The organism is Sinorhizobium sp. BJ1, assembly GCF_002531555.1.
GTDB classification, from domain to species: Bacteria; Pseudomonadota; Alphaproteobacteria; order Rhizobiales; family Rhizobiaceae; genus Sinorhizobium; species Sinorhizobium fredii_B.
This window is the reverse complement of sequence record NZ_NWTH01000013.1, coordinates 141,207-156,732: the sequence shown is the minus strand read 5'-3', so window position 1 is coordinate 156,732 and position 15,526 is coordinate 141,207. Positions and strand designations below refer to the sequence as shown.

Annotated in this window: 14 protein-coding genes; 8 read left to right on the top strand and 6 right to left on the bottom strand. The window is 58.3% G+C overall.

Annotated features, from left to right (window positions below):
* Positions 1–10 precede the first annotated feature (10 nt).
* From CO676_RS18465 to CO676_RS35720, 5 genes are all read left to right on the top strand, one after another.
* Complete coding sequence (locus CO676_RS18465) at positions 11–1,348, top strand: TRAP transporter large permease subunit (RefSeq protein ID WP_097522155.1); 1,338 nt, start codon at positions 11–13, stop codon at positions 1,346–1,348.
* A gap of 439 nt (positions 1,349–1,787) precedes the next feature.
* Complete coding sequence (locus CO676_RS18460; RefSeq protein ID WP_097522172.1) at positions 1,788–2,789, top strand: AraC family transcriptional regulator; 1,002 nt, start codon at positions 1,788–1,790, stop codon at positions 2,787–2,789.
* A gap of 418 nt (positions 2,790–3,207) precedes the next feature.
* Entirely contained in the window at positions 3,208–3,930 is a 723-nt protein-coding gene (locus CO676_RS18455) for a FadR/GntR family transcriptional regulator (protein WP_179875546.1), read from the top strand.
* Positions 3,931–4,117: 187 nt separating this feature from the next.
* Complete coding sequence (locus tag CO676_RS35725) at positions 4,118–4,495, top strand: 3-keto-5-aminohexanoate cleavage protein (RefSeq protein WP_210202626.1); 378 nt, start codon at positions 4,118–4,120, stop codon at positions 4,493–4,495.
* Positions 4,496–4,526: 31 nt separating this feature from the next.
* Positions 4,527–5,000, top strand: a complete 474-nt coding sequence (locus CO676_RS35720) for a 3-keto-5-aminohexanoate cleavage protein (RefSeq protein ID WP_210202625.1) — start codon at positions 4,527–4,529, stop codon at positions 4,998–5,000.
* A gap of 120 nt (positions 5,001–5,120) precedes the next feature.
* On the opposite strand, the gene CO676_RS18445 is transcribed toward CO676_RS35720, so the two are convergent.
* Complete coding sequence (locus CO676_RS18445; RefSeq protein ID WP_046117945.1) at positions 5,121–5,822, bottom strand: FadR/GntR family transcriptional regulator; 702 nt, start codon at positions 5,820–5,822, stop codon at positions 5,121–5,123.
* Positions 5,823–5,972: 150 nt separating this feature from the next.
* Positions 5,973–6,764, bottom strand: coding sequence for a 3-oxoacyl-ACP reductase family protein (locus tag CO676_RS18440; protein ID WP_046117946.1), 792 nt, complete (start codon positions 6,762–6,764; stop codon positions 5,973–5,975).
* Positions 6,765–6,901: 137 nt separating this feature from the next.
* Between CO676_RS18440 and CO676_RS18435 the strand changes: the two genes are divergently transcribed.
* The 3 genes from CO676_RS18435 (at position 6,902) to CO676_RS18425 (ending at position 10,063) form a co-directional block, all read left to right on the top strand.
* Positions 6,902–8,248, top strand: coding sequence for a four-carbon acid sugar kinase family protein (locus CO676_RS18435; protein ID WP_097522154.1), 1,347 nt, complete (start codon positions 6,902–6,904; stop codon positions 8,246–8,248).
* A 1-nt stretch (position 8,249) separates the two neighbouring features.
* Positions 8,250–9,131 (top strand): 3-keto-5-aminohexanoate cleavage protein, encoded by an 882-nt coding sequence (locus CO676_RS18430; RefSeq protein ID WP_097522153.1) that lies wholly within the window; start codon positions 8,250–8,252, stop codon positions 9,129–9,131.
* Between the two features lie 146 nt (positions 9,132–9,277).
* Positions 9,278–10,063, top strand: a complete 786-nt coding sequence (locus CO676_RS18425; protein ID WP_179875545.1) for an SDR family NAD(P)-dependent oxidoreductase — start codon at positions 9,278–9,280, stop codon at positions 10,061–10,063.
* A 77-nt stretch (positions 10,064–10,140) separates the two neighbouring features.
* On the opposite strand, the gene pgi is transcribed toward CO676_RS18425, so the two are convergent.
* From pgi to CO676_RS18400, 4 genes are all read right to left on the bottom strand, one after another.
* On the bottom strand, positions 10,141–11,766 hold the full coding sequence (gene pgi / locus CO676_RS18420; protein ID WP_097522151.1) for a glucose-6-phosphate isomerase: 1,626 nt from the start codon (positions 11,764–11,766) through the stop codon (positions 10,141–10,143).
* Between the two features lie 58 nt (positions 11,767–11,824).
* Entirely contained in the window at positions 11,825–13,087 is a 1,263-nt protein-coding gene (oiaX, locus tag CO676_RS18415; protein WP_097522170.1) for a 3-oxo-isoapionate-4-phosphate decarboxylase OiaX, read from the bottom strand.
* A 34-nt stretch (positions 13,088–13,121) separates the two neighbouring features.
* Positions 13,122–13,988, bottom strand: coding sequence for an N-acyl homoserine lactonase family protein (locus tag CO676_RS18410; protein ID WP_097522150.1), 867 nt, complete (start codon positions 13,986–13,988; stop codon positions 13,122–13,124).
* Between the two features lie 477 nt (positions 13,989–14,465).
* The gene (locus CO676_RS18400; protein ID WP_179875544.1) at positions 14,466–15,506 is read right to left on the bottom strand and encodes an aldo/keto reductase; all 1,041 of its coding nucleotides are present in this window, start codon (positions 15,504–15,506) and stop codon (positions 14,466–14,468) included.
* Positions 15,507–15,526: the final 20 nt, after the last annotated feature.

Below are 15,526 nucleotides of genomic sequence, written 5' to 3'. Positions count from 1 at the left end.
GGTCAACACGATGAGCTTCAACGACATTCTCAGCGTTGCCATGCTCGGTGGCATGCTCGCTTTCATTTTCGTCGGCTTTCCGATCGCGTTCACGCTTCTCTTTATCGCACTTGTCTTCGGCTCGATCGGGATCGGTGTGAACATAACCTTCAGCCTCGCCTATCTACAGATTTTCGGGACGATGAAGGACGACATTCTCCCGGCGGTCCCACTCTTCATATTCATGGGTTACATGACGGAGCAGGCGGGCCTGATGAGCCGATTGTTCGGCTCCATGCGTCAGATCATGGCTCCCTTGAACGGTTCCCTATTTCTTGCCGTGCTTCTCACGGCGACGATCTTTGCGATGGCCACGGGCATCGTGGGAGCCGCGGTGACCGTTCTCGGCATCATGGCCGGGCCGATGATGATAAAGGCGGGCTATGATGAGAAGTTGTCAGCGGGTGCCATCGCAGCCGGTGGCACGCTCGGGATCCTCATCCCGCCGAGCGTGATGCTCGTTGTCATGGGACCGACTCTTGGAGTGCCCGTCAACCAGCTGTACGGAGCCGCGATGGCACCCGGCTTCATGCTTGCTGTGTGCTATGCGGTCTACTGCGTCGCACGAAGCTATATAAATCCCCGCGTTGGTCCGATTCTACCCATTGAGGAGCGGGTAGGTAGCGCGATCGAGATCGCGCGTGAGTTTGTTGTCGGCGTTCTACCGCTGTGCCTGCTTATCGTTGCAACTCTCGGCTCCATTCTGTCCGGATTGGCCACCCCCACCGAGGCAGCGTCTTGCGGAGCAGTGGGGGCAACAATCTTGGCACTCGCTTACGGCAAGCTTAGTTTTTGGACGCTGAAGAATGCCGCAGTGGCCACGGTAGTTACCTCGAGCATGGTTCTCCTCCTCGCGGTAGCGTCGAATGTTTTCGGCGCTGTCTTCACTCAATTAGGTGGGGCGGCGATCATCACGGACGTCGTTACGAGCATTCCTGTCTCCGACATGTGGAAGCTCGTAATTATTATGGTCATCATATTCGCTCTTGGTTGGCCCTTTGAGTGGCCCGCCATTGTTCTGGTGTTTCTCCCGATCTTCACGCCGATTGTCCTCCAGCTCGACCTGGGGATGACGAGGCCGGAACTCCTGCTTTGGTTCGGTGTACTTGTCGCGGTTAATCTCCAGACCGCATATTTGAGTCCGCCGGTGGCGATGTCGGCGTATTTTTTGAGGAACGTCGTTCCCCAGTGGAGCTTGAAATCGATCTACAGTGGGATGGGGCAGTTCATGGTGATCCAGATAGTTTTCTTGATCGCCCTGCTGATGTGGCCGTCACTAGTGCTTTGGTTTCCGTCCGTCCTTAAGTAAATCCATCGAGATTACTATTGCGCTTGACCAGCGCGGGGCGAGTTCGTAACGGCGGCGTCAGCTATTTAAGCGCGTTGGAAGAACAGTATCTTGGCGCGGCCGATCTATAAATTCGGCGCACCTTTGACGTACTCTTCGGAGTCCTGGATGAATTGTTGCAGTTTGTCGGCCTTTTCTCGCCGAACATCGGAGCACTCCGAATAGGTATGACGTTGTACCATTGTTCTGCTAATTTAAGGTCAGCTTCTACGTGGCCGGGCAGCGAGGCCGTATTGGTTTCATGCCCAGGGGAGATGGTAGCTGCCAGCCAGGATGGGGTGCTTGTGGAGGTGTGAAAGTTTCATCCAATTCATCCTGCCTGGTTCATCAGCGAGGATCGAACGAAGCCTCCCCACCCGGGAAGGATCTAGGTTGCGAGCTTGGTTAGATGGAGCTTCAAATGCGTCGTGGGAATATTGCGTATAAAGAAGACTACGTCGTCGTCGAGTGCACCGATCCGGCTGAACTCTCATCAATCCTTTCCGGCTCTGAATCGAGAGTTACTGTGAAGCCTACTACAAGATCTGGGATCCAATTCAAGTGTGAGTACGCGGCTGCTGAACTTTTAGGTCTGGCCCTCTGTCGCTACCGAGGAAGTGCTGTTTTCGAGCACGAAAGTGCAAATGAAAAATACCTGATTTTCCTCCCACGATATGGTTTCGCCGCAATCGATGTGAACGGCGTAAAGGTTCTGACCTCACCCACGCGAGGCGCAATAGTCGCCTGCCAGCAGACCAAGAGCCTCACCTTGTCTGGCCCAATGGAGCATCTCGTCATAGTGGTCGACCGGGCGACGCTCTCCAGCCGTTTAATGGACATGCTGGAGGTGCCGGTGTCGGGAGGATTCGATTTCTTTCCGGAGATCGACTTAACCGCTGGACCTGGCTTGCTAATTACCCAGACGGCCGCGGCGCTCCACTCGGGTCTGGCCGCAAGCGCGACGTTGCGCAACGCGCCGGTCGCTCGTACCAGCTTCACCAACGGCCTGGTTGAACTGCTGCTGGAGAGCTTGCCACACCGTCATACATCGAAACTAAATCGGCCGACGTCGCCCATGCCTCGTCACGTCAAGCGGGCGGTTGATTTCATGAGAGCGAACCTTTCAAAACCCCTGACCATTCAAGAGATCGCGCTGGCATCGGGATCCGGAATACGAAGCCTTCAAGAAGGCTTTCGACGTTTCAAACTGACAACTCCGAGCTCTTATCTGCAGTATTTGAGGCTTGACGCCGTTCACCAAGAACTCTTGCAAGCTAAGCCCTCGCAAACGGTGTGCGACATCGCTCTTAGATGGGGCTTCCCTCATTCCGGCCGCTTCGCCGCTGACTACCGAAAGCGTTTCGGGCAAGCACCTTCACAGACTTTGCGGTCGTCAAGTTTTCGCATCCGACCACCGGGTTAGATCTGAGGTCTGCAGTAGGACCGCGTAGGGCATTGGGAAAAGCCCCCCAGATGTAGCGCCCGATCCCATCCTGGCGGTGGTATATACACCGGACCGCTCGAAGTGTTCCGCCGACTGGTGCCGAAGCGCCGTCATGTGCGGGAGGAAATACTCGATGCAGCCGTCTTCCGAGAGTCAGAGGCGCAGGCCCGCTGCAGACAGGGGATACGCTAAATGTCGACGGTGGGTTTTGCCGCCGGGCTGCTGTCCCCCTTTCACGCGAGACGTGAAGTGAAGCTCGTGCACGAAAATTCGGACCGGCTCACCAACTCTGCCGCGTCTGTTTGTTCGTCTATGCGACTTTCGGTTCCAGTATCCTTCCTAATGGTATAACGTAATACCATCAATGCCGTTCCGGCTGACGTGAAAGATTGGAAGGATGAGAGTGTTGGACGAGCCGAAGAAGACTCAGACTCGCCTCGAGTTGGCCTTGGACTACATTACCGGGGAGATTGCCCGGGGCAATTTGAAGGCCGGCGACAAGCTTCCAAACGAGAAGGACCTGGCCGAGCAGCTAGGCATAAGCCGTACCCCCATTCGCGAGGCGATGAAGACCCTTTCGGTGGCGGGACTTATTGACATTCGGCACGGTCACGGAAGCTACGTGCGAGAAGAGCCGGGCCTGCCCTCCATGCCGCTCACCCTCTTTCAGCTTTACCTTCAGGATTCCACCCCCGAAATGCTGATGGAGCTTCGGGATATCTTCGATCGCAATTGCACCGAAATCGCAGCACAGCGACGAACGGAGGAAGATCTGGCGAAGATGCGAGAATGCATCGATCGCCTAAAGGCGCTAACAGCCCAGCCCGGTGCTTCCTTGGACGACATGTTGAAGGCCGACCTCGATTTTCACCGTGCTGTCTACGAGGCCAGCGGCAACATACTGATCGTGACTATTGCCGAGTTCGTTCTGAACATGGTCGCCCCATGGGTCCGAAAATCGCTGGATGTAAGCGGGCGCGTCCGCGCCGTCGAGCTGCACGAACAGATGTATGGCTCGATACGCGATCGCACGGTCGGCCAGAAAAACCGCTTGAGCGTCGAAGCGAACATGCAGCACTTCAAGCAATCGCTGGACACAGCAACTTCAAAAGCGGGATAAAAATACCTACGAAAATACGCGTAAGCACCTGATTCTAAGGCGAACAAAGAAGATGGGCAGCGAATGTTCAAGTGCAAGGCTGCGGCTGTTCATTTGCCGCTGCAAAGAGCTTGCTTTTCACAGCAGGATCTTACTGTCGCTTGCTCACGAGTAGCCGGGCCGAAAAGAGAGGCCAAGGTAAGAAAAGATGTCAGCCAAACGAAAACTGATCATCGAGGCACGCTTGAACGAGTACATGCCCCGCTCTGCGAATCCGAACGTGCCTTTCACAGCGGAAGAGATTGCATTGGAAGCCGCGAAAGCGCGGGAGGCGGGCGCGAGCATCGTTCATTTTCATGCGAGAGACGCGGAGGGTGCGCCGGCCCACGGCGCAGAAGATTATGCGAAAGCGATCAGAGCGATCCGAGATGCGTGTGATTGCCTGGTCTACCCGACGCTGGGCCAGATCACGAAGGAAGGTCGGGAAAGCCGCCTTGCTCATATCGAGGTGCTAGCTAAGGATCCGGCCACGCGCCCCGACATCGCTCCTATCGACACGGGGGAGTACAAATATCGACCGTTTTGATCCAGAAACCCGGAATTTTCTTTCCGACACGATGACCTATCGAAACGACGTCGCGACCTTGAAGCTGTTTGCCAACAGGCTGCCAGAGCTCGGCGTCAAGCCGCAATTTGTGAGCTGGACGGTGGCCTTCACGCGAACCTTCGCGGCCCTCCGAGAGATGGGGCTCGTCGCTGATCCTGCGTACTTGATGTTCGAGCTGACAGATCAGGGGATCCTTGGAGGGCATCCCGGAACCGTCAAGGGATTGTTTGCTCACCTCGATTTCCTGCCGGCGCAACCGCTCGAATGGAGTGTCTGCAACAAAATCGGCAACATCACCGCCCCGGCAGCGGCGGCTATAGAAATGGGCGGCCATGTCTCCGTCGGCCTCGGTGACTACGGCTGGCCGGAGCTGGGTACCCCCAACAACGGCGATGTTGTCCGCCACATCGCAAATCTTGCGCGGGCCATGGGCCGCGAAATTGCCGCCCCGGATGAGGCGCGGGAGATGCTTGGATTTCAGTAGTGCTCCCGCAGCGGCCATTCACGGCTGAAGGTGTCGTCGCACGCAGTCGGTGCCGCCACGCAGGCCTGCCGAAGGCCCCGAAGCAGGAGACCACGAATATTCAGTGAACGACGCCCACTCTCATTCTTGATCGAGCGACTGCATGAAGTGCTTCATGTTGGCGTCGACGCTCATGCGGTTCTGAGGGCCTATCTCTCGCTTGAGAATGGCATCGTAGATCTGTTCATGGAGATCGACCGCTCTCACACGGCCGCTGACATCGAGCGATTTTCGGACCCATGGGGCGACCATGTTCAAGACGAACTCGGCTACCGTCACAATGAGTTTGTTTCCGGTGGCCTCGTAGATTGCTCGATGAAAATCCAGATCAGCCTTCAACATGTCGTCCAGCGACGCGTCGGGCTGTTCCGTGAGCGCCTTGAGCCTGTCGATGCATTCACGCATGCTCGCCAGATCTTCGTCGGTGCGGCGCTGCGCAGCGAGTTCTGAGCAATTGCGGTCGAAGATGTCCCGCAGCTCCATCAGCATTTCGGGCGTCGAATCCTGAAGATATAACTGGAAAAGATTGAGGGGCAGCGCGGGAGCGCCCTTTTCCTCGCGAACATAGCTTCCATGGCCGTGCCGAATGTCGATCAAACCGGCGACGGCGAGCGTCTTCATCGCTTCGCGAATTGGAGTACGACTAATTCCCAGCTGCTCGGCCAGGTCCTTTTCGTTGGGAAGCTTGTCGCCGGCTCTTAGATTGCCGTTGGCGATCTCCTTGGTGATGTAATCCAAAGCGAACTCAACCCGCGTCTGCGGTTTCTTCTGACCGTTCAACACACAGTTTCCCTTTCAGCATCCAATCTGCACCCTCGCAGAGTCGGGGTGGTGGTGAGACCTTATACCACCCCGGCCGGATACTCGTAAACAGATGTCAAACGGCAGAAGAAGGCCAGCGGCAAGACGCCGTGTCCAGCTTCACGTTAGGTGTCACCTTTCGTCGCCGAGCTTTTTCGATGTCTTAGGATCAAACGGGAACAACAGTCCTGCGGCGAGGAAGCCGCCATCGACATTCAAGGTATGGCCCGTGATGTAGCGCGCTTCCTCGCTAGCGAGGAATACAGCGGCATCGGCAATTTCCTCCGGCTCGCCATAGCGACGTTGTGGAACCAGACGGTGATAGGCTTCCCTGGTCTCGATGGTGTGCATGGTACGCGAAACTTCCGTCAGAATCGGTCCGGGAGCGATTGCGTTCACATTGATGCCGTGGTCGGCCAGTTCCACGGCCATGACCTTGTTGAGCAATTCGACGCCAGCCTTTGACGCGCCGTAAGCGGACCGACCGACGCCTCCTTTTTGTCCAGACAGCGAAGCGATATTCACGATCGAACCGCTCTTGCGTTCAGCCATAGTCCGCGCGACCGCCTGCGACACCAGGAACGTGCCCGTGAGATTGATGCGAACGACCCGCTCAAACTCTTCCCTCGAACTTTCCAAAAACAGGGTTGTCGCGCCAATCCCCGCATTGTTCACCAAGATGTCGATCTTCCCGAAGCGCGCGAGCGCTTGATCGACTAGACTGCTCACGTCTTCATCGACGGAGATGTCCGCACGGACGGCCACCGCCGCGGAACCGATTTCCTCCGCCGTGAGCTTGGCCGCGTCTTCGTCGCGGTCGCAGACCACGACCTGAGCCCCTTCGCGGGCAAAAGCAACGGCGATGGCCCTGCCGATGCCACGGGCGGCGCCCGTCACAATGGCTGTTTTCCCGTTCAATCGCATAGATGACCTCCCAAATAGCTCCAGTTGCGATAAAGGTATGAGGTATGACCTTGACCATGTTATGATCCTTCCTTATTACTGCTGTCAAGTGGTTGTGGGTGCGCGGTCATGTGGGCGCGCCGCAGGGAGGAAGAATAATGGAAGGGAAGAGGCCACTCGTTGGCTTTTACGGTGACGATTTCACCGGCTCGTCGGAAAACCTCGCGCAGTTTCACCGCAACGGCCTGAGAACCAGGCTTTATCTGCGGGTTCCATCGCAGGAGACCCTGGCGGAAGCAACTCGCGACCTGGATGTCGTGGGATTTGCGGGAACGGCGCGAGCACTGGATAACTCGCAGATCACAGCCGAAGTATTTCCGGCCTTCAAAGCGCTCCGAGCGTTAGGCTGCACGTTCCTGCAGTACAAGATCTGCTCGACCTTCGATTCCGCCCCGCAGGTCGGCAACTTCGGGTTCGCCGCGGAACAGCTCGCGGGGGGCGGAGGCGAATACGACCTGGTTGTCTTGGCTGCAACGCCCGACTTCGGCCGGTACACGGCGTTTGGCAACCACTATGCGAAATTCGGTTCCGAGATCGTGCGACTGGATAGGCATCCGAGCATGTCGAACCATCCACGTACTCCGATGAAGGAATCTGATCTCCGGCGGCACCTGGCCGACCTGTGCTCCCTCGATTTCGCCAACATATTCTTGCCGGAGATCCGGGACGAAGCGACACTGTCGAAACGGCTGGAAAATTTGCTTGCCGACAGGAAGGGCGTTGTTTTCGACGGCGTGGACAATCGCGATCTCGACAATATTGCCAGCGCGCTTTGGGAGCATCACAAAAAACGGCCGGTTTTCGCGATAGCGGCCCAGGGTCTTGCTCAGGCGCTCGGCAAGCAACTGGCGAAACACAAGAATCCGCTCGATCTTCTCGACGTAGGAACGACCATCGCACCCGCGTCCAACCTGCTGGTGCTGTCGGGCAGCTGCGCCATTCAGACGGGCCGCCAGATCGACGCTGCGGTTCAGGCGGGCTGGGCTGCGCTTGAGCTCAATCCGCTCGAGCTTACCGACAGTCGGGCGGTCGCACGCAAAATCGAACTCGTCAAACCGCAGATCATGGCCCACCTCGCCAATGAGCGGCCGACGATCGTCTACACCGCACGGGGTCACGCAATGGACCGCGACAGGTTCGAGGACATTCCGCCCCAGCTCATTGGCGAAGCCTATGCCAATCTCATGGTCGCGGCCAGAAGGGAGACGGATGTCCAGCGTGTGGTCCTAGCCGGCGGCGATAGTTCGAGCTACGCGGTCCGGCAGAGCGCCGCGGAGTCGCTGACCATCAAGGTCTTCGATCGGGTTCAGCACGGTCATCTTTGCGAGCTGATGGGCGGGGGATTGGACGGGCTCGAAGTTCTCCTCAAAGGAGGTCAGGTCGGCGACGACGACTATTTCATGCGCGTGCTTCACGGCACCGAGAAGCAGCACGTGGAGGCTTAGGATGAAGAAGCTTATCCTTGAGGCGCGCATCAACGAGTATGCAATGCGCGACCACAATAGGAACGTTCCTTGGACCTCCGACGAGATTGCGGAGACCGCAGCTAGGGTGCGTGAAGAAGGCGCGTCGATCCTGCACTTCCACGCGCGAACGGTCGACGGCCAGCCATTGAATACGTTCGAAGCTTACGATGATATCATTCGTAAGGTGAAGGCTAAGTCGGACATTCTCATCCTTCCCACGCTCGGCTTCATCTCGAACGATGCCGATGCCCGTAACCGGATCGATAATGTGGTTCGGCTTGCGCAAGACCCGATAACGAAGCCGGATATCGCACCCATCGATACCGGAAGCGCCAATCTCGAGACCTTCGACCGCGAAAGCGGCAACGTTTCCTTTGCCGAGCGCATCTACGTCAACACAACCGACTCGCTCGTGCATTATGCTCGCGAACTAAAGCAGGCAGGCGTGAAGCCCAAGATGGTAAGCTGGTCCGTCGGCTTTACCAGGCGGGCGCTCATGCTGATGGACATGGGATTAATCGATGAACCGGGCTACATGCTGTTTCACATGACGGACGGCAAGACGATTACCGGTCATCCCGGAACCCGGCAGGGGCTCGAGGCACATTTGATGTTCTTGCCGCCAGACCGACGGATTGAATGGACGGCAAACGTGCTGGGCGGCAACCTGCTCGCACTCGCAGATACCATTGCCACACGGGGCGGCCACCTAGCCATGGGCATCGGCGACTATCCTTATCCCGAGCTCGACTATCCTTCAAACGAAGTTTTGATCCGCGAGACTGTTCGGGTCATTCGGGCAGCGGGAAGGGAGCCAGCTACTCCAGAGGAGGTCCGTCAAATGCTTGATCTGAGTAACTAACTCGGTGTTGGCGGAACCTACACCGCGCCGCTTCTGAAAAAAAGCAAGCGCGAGTAACTACGGCGGAAAAACGGTCGCGCGCTTGACTGGCGGGGCGCCATTGAATGGCTGACGAGAAAGAGCGGACTCTAGGAAGGAGATTTAAAATGAATAGCGGTCGTCCTTTGGCAATGGTGACGGGCGCTTCGTCCGGTATTGGTTTCGAGCTCGCTAGGCAATTTGCGAAAAAGGGATTTGATATCGCGCTGTCTGGCTCCAGCGAAAAGATCTTCGAGGCAGCTGAAAAACTTCGGAGTGACGGCACTGAAACATTCGCGTTACGGGCCGACGCAGGAACATACGAAGGAGTCGAAGCTTTCTGGCGCTTCGTGATGCATCTAAAGCGTCCGGTCGATGCGTGCGCGCTGAATGTGGGCATTGCAGTAGGCGGAGCCTTTGCCGAGACTGCTTTGGAGGATGATCTGCGTGTTATAGCAGTCAACGTCACCGGAACGGTTCACATGGCGAAACACGTCGTCCGGCATATGGTTGCGAACGGCAATGGCCGCATTCTGATTGTATCGTCGGTTTCCGCCACATCCCCCACGCCCTTCGAAACAACCTACGGTCCTTCGAAAGCGTTTGGTTTTTCGTTCGCCGAGTCGCTGCGCGAAGAACTGAGAGGAACGGGTGTTACGGTAACGGCCCTGCTTCCAGGCGCGACGAATACAGAATTCCATGCCAATGCTGGCATGGCCGACACGCCGATCGGAAAAGCGCTGAAAAACGATCGGGAACTCGTCGCGAAGCAGGGGTTCGATGCTCTTATGAACGACATTGACCATGTCGTGGGTGGAGACGATGCGACCAAACAGGTGGTGATCGAAAATCGCAAGCTGACAGAGACCGTCAAAGCGGCGCGCCATGCCGCGATAGCGCGAATAGGAAGATAACCAAGCTAGCCATCGTGCGGCCTACCGGAGCGCTTGCCCGCGATCGGACGCTCTATCGGCGTTTGTAATTCGGTCACTCAGCCCTGAGCCTTCAGCAGTGCCGCAACGAGGCCGGCGGTCGAGGAATCGTGGCCATCGGCGCTCTCCCTGCCCTCGAGGACAGGCAGCAGGCCGGTCGCCAATTCCTTGCCTAGCTCGACGCCCCACTGGTCGAAGGAGTTGATGTTGAAGAGCGCGCCCTCGACAAAGACGCGGTGCTCGTAAAGAGCGATCAGCCGGCCGAGCGCGAAGGGGTCGAGTTGGTCGTAGACGAAGGTCAGCGACGGCCGGTTGCCGGTGAAGACGCGATGCGGCGCAATTTTGTCGGCCTTTGCCTCGTCCATGCCCTTCGAGGTGAGCTGCGCTTTGGCTTCAGCGAGTGTGCGGCCCTTCATCAGCGCTTCCGACTGCGCCATGCAATTGGCGATCAGCAGCTGGTGCTGGTGGCGCAGGTCCTTCTCATGGCCGTTCGCGGCGATCATGAATTCGGCCGGGATGATATCGGTGCCCTGGTGGATGAGCTGGTAGAACGCGTGTTGCCCGTTGGTGCCGGGCTCGCCCCAGACGACCGGCCCTGTCTGAAATTCCACCGGCTTGCTGTCGAGCGTGACCGCCTTGCCGTTCGATTCCATGTCGAGTTGCTGCAGATAGGCGGCGAAGCGTGACAGGCGCTGGTCGTAGGGCAGGATCGCCCGCGAGGGGTAGCCGAGCACGTTGCGGTGATAGAAACCGATGAGACCGAGCAGCATCGGGATGTTTTCGCGCACCGGCGCCGTGCGGAAGTGCTCGTCGATCGCGTGGCCGCCGTCGAGGAAACGGCCGAAATTCTGAGCTCCGACGGCGATCATCAGCGGCAGGCCGATCGCCGACCAGATCGAGTAGCGGCCGCCGACCCAGTCCCAGAAACCGAAGACGCGGGCGGCGTCGATGCCGAAGGCGGCGACCTTGTCGAGAGCGGTGGACACCGCCGCGAAGTGGTGGCCGACCGCCGCCTCGCCGAGCTTGCCGGCGATGAAGGCGCGGGCCGTCGCCGCGTTGGTCATCGTCTCGATCGTCGTAAAGGTCTTGGAAGCGACGATGAAGAGCGAGGTCTCCGGGTCGAGCAGCTTCAGCGCATCGGCGATATGGGAGCCGTCGACATTGGAAACGAAATGCAGCCGCGGGCCGTCATGGAAGGGGGCGAGCGCCAGGGTCGCCATGACCGGGCCGAGGTCGGAGCCGCCGATGCCGATACTGATGACGTCGGTGATCTTCTTGCCGGTGGCACCCTTCAAGGCGCCGGAACGGACGTCGTCGGCAAAGGCGCCCACCGCATCGAGAACGGCGTTGACGTCCGGCATGACGTCCTTGCCGCCGACGAGGATCGGCCGGTTCGAGCGGTTCCGGAGCGCCGTATGCAGGACGGCGCGTTCCTCGGTGATGTTGATGATGTCGCCACGGAACATGGCGTCACGCTTCTCTTCTACCTTGGCGGCCTTCGCCAGCGCCTCGAGACCAGCAAGGACCTTGTCGTTCAGGGCGCATTTCGAATAGTCGAGGAGGAGATCGCCGAGCCTCGTGCTGAAGCGCGAAAAACGGTTCGGATCGGCCGCAAAGGCGGCCCGGATGTCGGTTGCATTAGTGGCCGAAACGGCGGACTTGAGCTGTTCGACGATGGTCTTCATGGGGATTCCTGCGACCCAAAGCGCGAGTTAAGACGCCGTCATTTCCGCCAGGGAAGGTTCAATCGCGCTTGCCGAATTTGGCCAGCGCCTGTTTGAGCTCGGGATGGTTCTGCGCGTACGAATCTAGGTCAACACCCTCGCGCGCGGCTTCCCATGCTTGTCGAACGGCTTTGACGCCCGCACCTGGACCGTCTGGATGACTGACGACGCCTCCGCCGCAGAGGTACAGGAGATCGAGCGTCTTTCCGGTTCGACGATATGTCTCAGGCGCCTGTCCACCCCATTGCCCCGAGCAAACGACCGGCATGGGCTTTTCCCCTGCGGACGTGAAAGGGGCTGCGAGGTCGTGGAAAGACTGGACGAACGAATCGTCCGGCTCCCAATACTTTGATCCAATACCGTTGATCTGGAACTGGTCGACGCCCAACAGCCGCCAGTACTGCTGGTAAACAGAAAAATTCATCCCAAGGCCGGGGTGGCGGGTGAGGATGTCCCATCCGTTACGGTGGGCATGCAGCGCCAGTCTTGAACGCCTCCTCAAAAACAGGAAAGCGCCTTGCCCGATAGAGTTTATGTTGATCACGGCCGCGTTTCCGCCGGCATCGGCGACGACGTCATGGTTTCTCATCATCACGTCGGGATCGACATGGGAGATGTTGAAGGCATACATTACCTTCTTGCCGGTCCGTTGCTCATGGTCCTTGATAAGAGGCATGATCGCTCTCACCCGCTCCTCGAGCGGCGAATAGGGCGGACCGCAGAGCTTCTCGTCATCCTTGATGAAATCAACGCCCGAGTCGATAAGCTCACTCACCATCTCGGCCGTTTCGTTGGGACGCAGCCCTAGCGCCGGCTTGATGATCGTGCCGATCAGAGGACGGTCGAAGACGCCTGTCAGGCGCCGCGTCCCCGCTATGCCGAACTGAGGCCCCGGGTAGGAAGCCCCGAACGCATGCGGCAATTGCATGCGCAAGACACGTATGCCGGTGAAGCCTCGGATCGAGAAGACTCCGCCGATCGTGATCGTCATCAAAGCGGAAAGATCGTCACCGACCGCTTCAATCGGAAAGGCGATGTCCGCTTCCGCTCGCCGATACGAAGGTCCCGACGCGTTTTGGGGGATCGAGGGCACGGAGATCGGGGGAAGCTCGCGGACGTCAAGCACGCGGGCGGCGACCCGCGCCTTCAGCTCCGGCGTCTCCCCCGGGAGGTCGACGAACGTGCCCGTCGACTGATCGCTGGCGATCTTGCTTGCAAACGATTGAGGATCCCCGTCGCATTCGATCAGATACGTCATGATGACGCAGTCGTTTCTATTCATGTCGTGCACACCGTTCGTAATCAAAACAGAAGGATCAAACCCTCGATTGCTCTCCGTCCGCGACGCAGATCTCGACTATCCGCAGCCCGTGATCGCTCAGGCGGGAGGGATAGAATTGGGCCAATTTTTCCTCATGCACCGGAATGATCCGACGCTCGTCATTTCCCACGATGCCCAGCATCTCTTCGGCTGCCTGGATCAGCTTCGTCTGGCTGCCATTCGCAAGCCCTGGGGGGACGAAACAAGGATCGAGTTGATCGTCGCCAGTGAGGTTCCGGTAGGTGTAGACGACATCTCCGGACAACACCAGCCTGTCATCGCTGCCTCCGTTTTGCACCACAACATATTGGGAGCCTGCGGTATGAGTGTCGTGGGCGGGATACAGGTGAATGCCCGGAAGGACATCTTCCCGCGTCCCTTCGAGAAGTTCCAGTCTGCCCTCGATGTTCGCCTGGGTAAGATAAAGTATATCGGCGGGGTTCAGCCCAGCCAACAGCGATCGAAACCGGCGGCCCTTGGCAAGGATCCACATCCAGGATTCAAGCTCCTTCTTCTGGATGAAGATCTTTGCATTGGGAAAGAACTTCAGGCCGCCAATGTGATCGAAATGGGCGTGCGTTATGAATATGTGAGTCACGTCCTCAGGCCGGACGCCACATTCACCCAAGACTATGTCCGGCGACGTCCATCCGGTTACTCCGATCGAGTTCGCTATCTCTCCCCCGAAATCGTTCGCATCGTGGCCGACGTCGACTAGCGCGACCGCATCGGCCGTCCTGATCAGAATGTATGCGAATGGCAGATTCATCGTTCCCTGGTTATGGGCGCCGTAATAGACACCGCTCACCGGGTGAACAGGGCTTCGGGCATACTCAAGCACCCAAACGGAATGCGCTCCCATGTGTTTCCTCCGCGTTTGCGAACAACGGCCCTGCGCAACATCCGCTCGCGTCGAATGTCATGGTGCCCAATAGCGCAGATGCCCGTTTCAATTCCAACGAAGCTCTCGTCAGCAACCTCAAGAGCTCGGTACTCTGTCTTCCCAGCCGCCCTTCGAATGCCCTCTGGACCTCCAAAAGGTCAGAGCGGGCCCGGCCAAGATGCCGAGCTGCATGTTCGGTTGCCGCCAAGCGCCTCCTTCTGTCGCCCCCCTGTCCGACGGACTCCAATATATCGGCGGCACGGCACGACAGCTGGGCGAAGAGCAGATTCATGCCGGGCTCTCTCAAGCCGAGGTGCATGAAGGAGAACAGTGCGAGCACCTCGCCGTAAGCCCGGACCAGGGTCTCCAGTTCAGACCGCTGCTCCTGCAATTCAACGGCGTTTGTGACTTCGTTGCAGGAGAACGGAACAAGGCCCCGCTGATACCCCATAACCGTCACGCCACCGGGGGGAGTGGCGCTGTTGCGGGCAGCAGATCGGCCGATTGCAGGGCGGTCCAGAATGCGGGCGGAATGCGCTCGTTGATCGCCGCCACGTTCTGATCGACTTCAGCACTGCTTTTCGCGCCCATGACTAATGTGGCCACGGCCGGGTGGGCATATACGAACTGCATTGCGGCAGCCGGCAAGCTGACCCGGTATTCCTCGCACACCGCTTCAATCGATTTGACCCGGTCGAGGACGGCGGCCGGGACTTTCCCGTAGTCGTATGTCGCCGTTGCGCCAGAGGTTCCGCTGGCCAAAATACCCGAATTGAAGATGCCGCCTGCGATGATTGAGACATTTCTCGACAAAAGCTCGTCGAAGGCGGAGTGCAGGGGTTCGTGGTTGAGCAATGTATAGCGTCCGGCCACCAGGGCGCACTCGATGGGGAACTCCCGGGAGACGCCGACGACGGAATCCGTTTCATTGACTCCGAGGCCAATCGCAGAGACGCAGCCCGTGGACCGCAGCTCGTCCAACGCCTTGTACCCTGAGGCTCGCAACTGATCCCAGTAGAACTCGCTTCGATCGCCGTGCCAGGCGCGTCCGACATCATGTACGAGCAGGACATCAATGTAATCGAGACCAAGACGCTGCTGGCTGTCCTCGAACGACCTCATGATCCCGTCGTAGGTGTAGTCGTAGGTGTCCAGGAAGGGCAGCGGATCGATCCACTCGATTCCATAGACGGTGTCGAGCTTTTTCGTGCGGCTGGCGGGCTTGAGGACACGGCCGACCTTGGTGCTCACGACGACGTCGTCTCGCAGCTTATTCACTCTCAGGGCATGGCCCAGGAAATGCTCGGACTTCCCGAAGCCGTACATGGGAGCGCAGTCGAAGTATCGAATGCCGGCAGCGTATCCCGACAGAATCGTCTGCTCGAACTCATCGTATGATACGTCCGCGTTGAAGCCCGAAATGGGAACCGTTCCAAGCCCCAGTGACGTTACCCGCACATTCGATTTGCCGAGCGGGCGCTTTGTCAGGTCCGACATCACAATATTCCTTGTCTTGA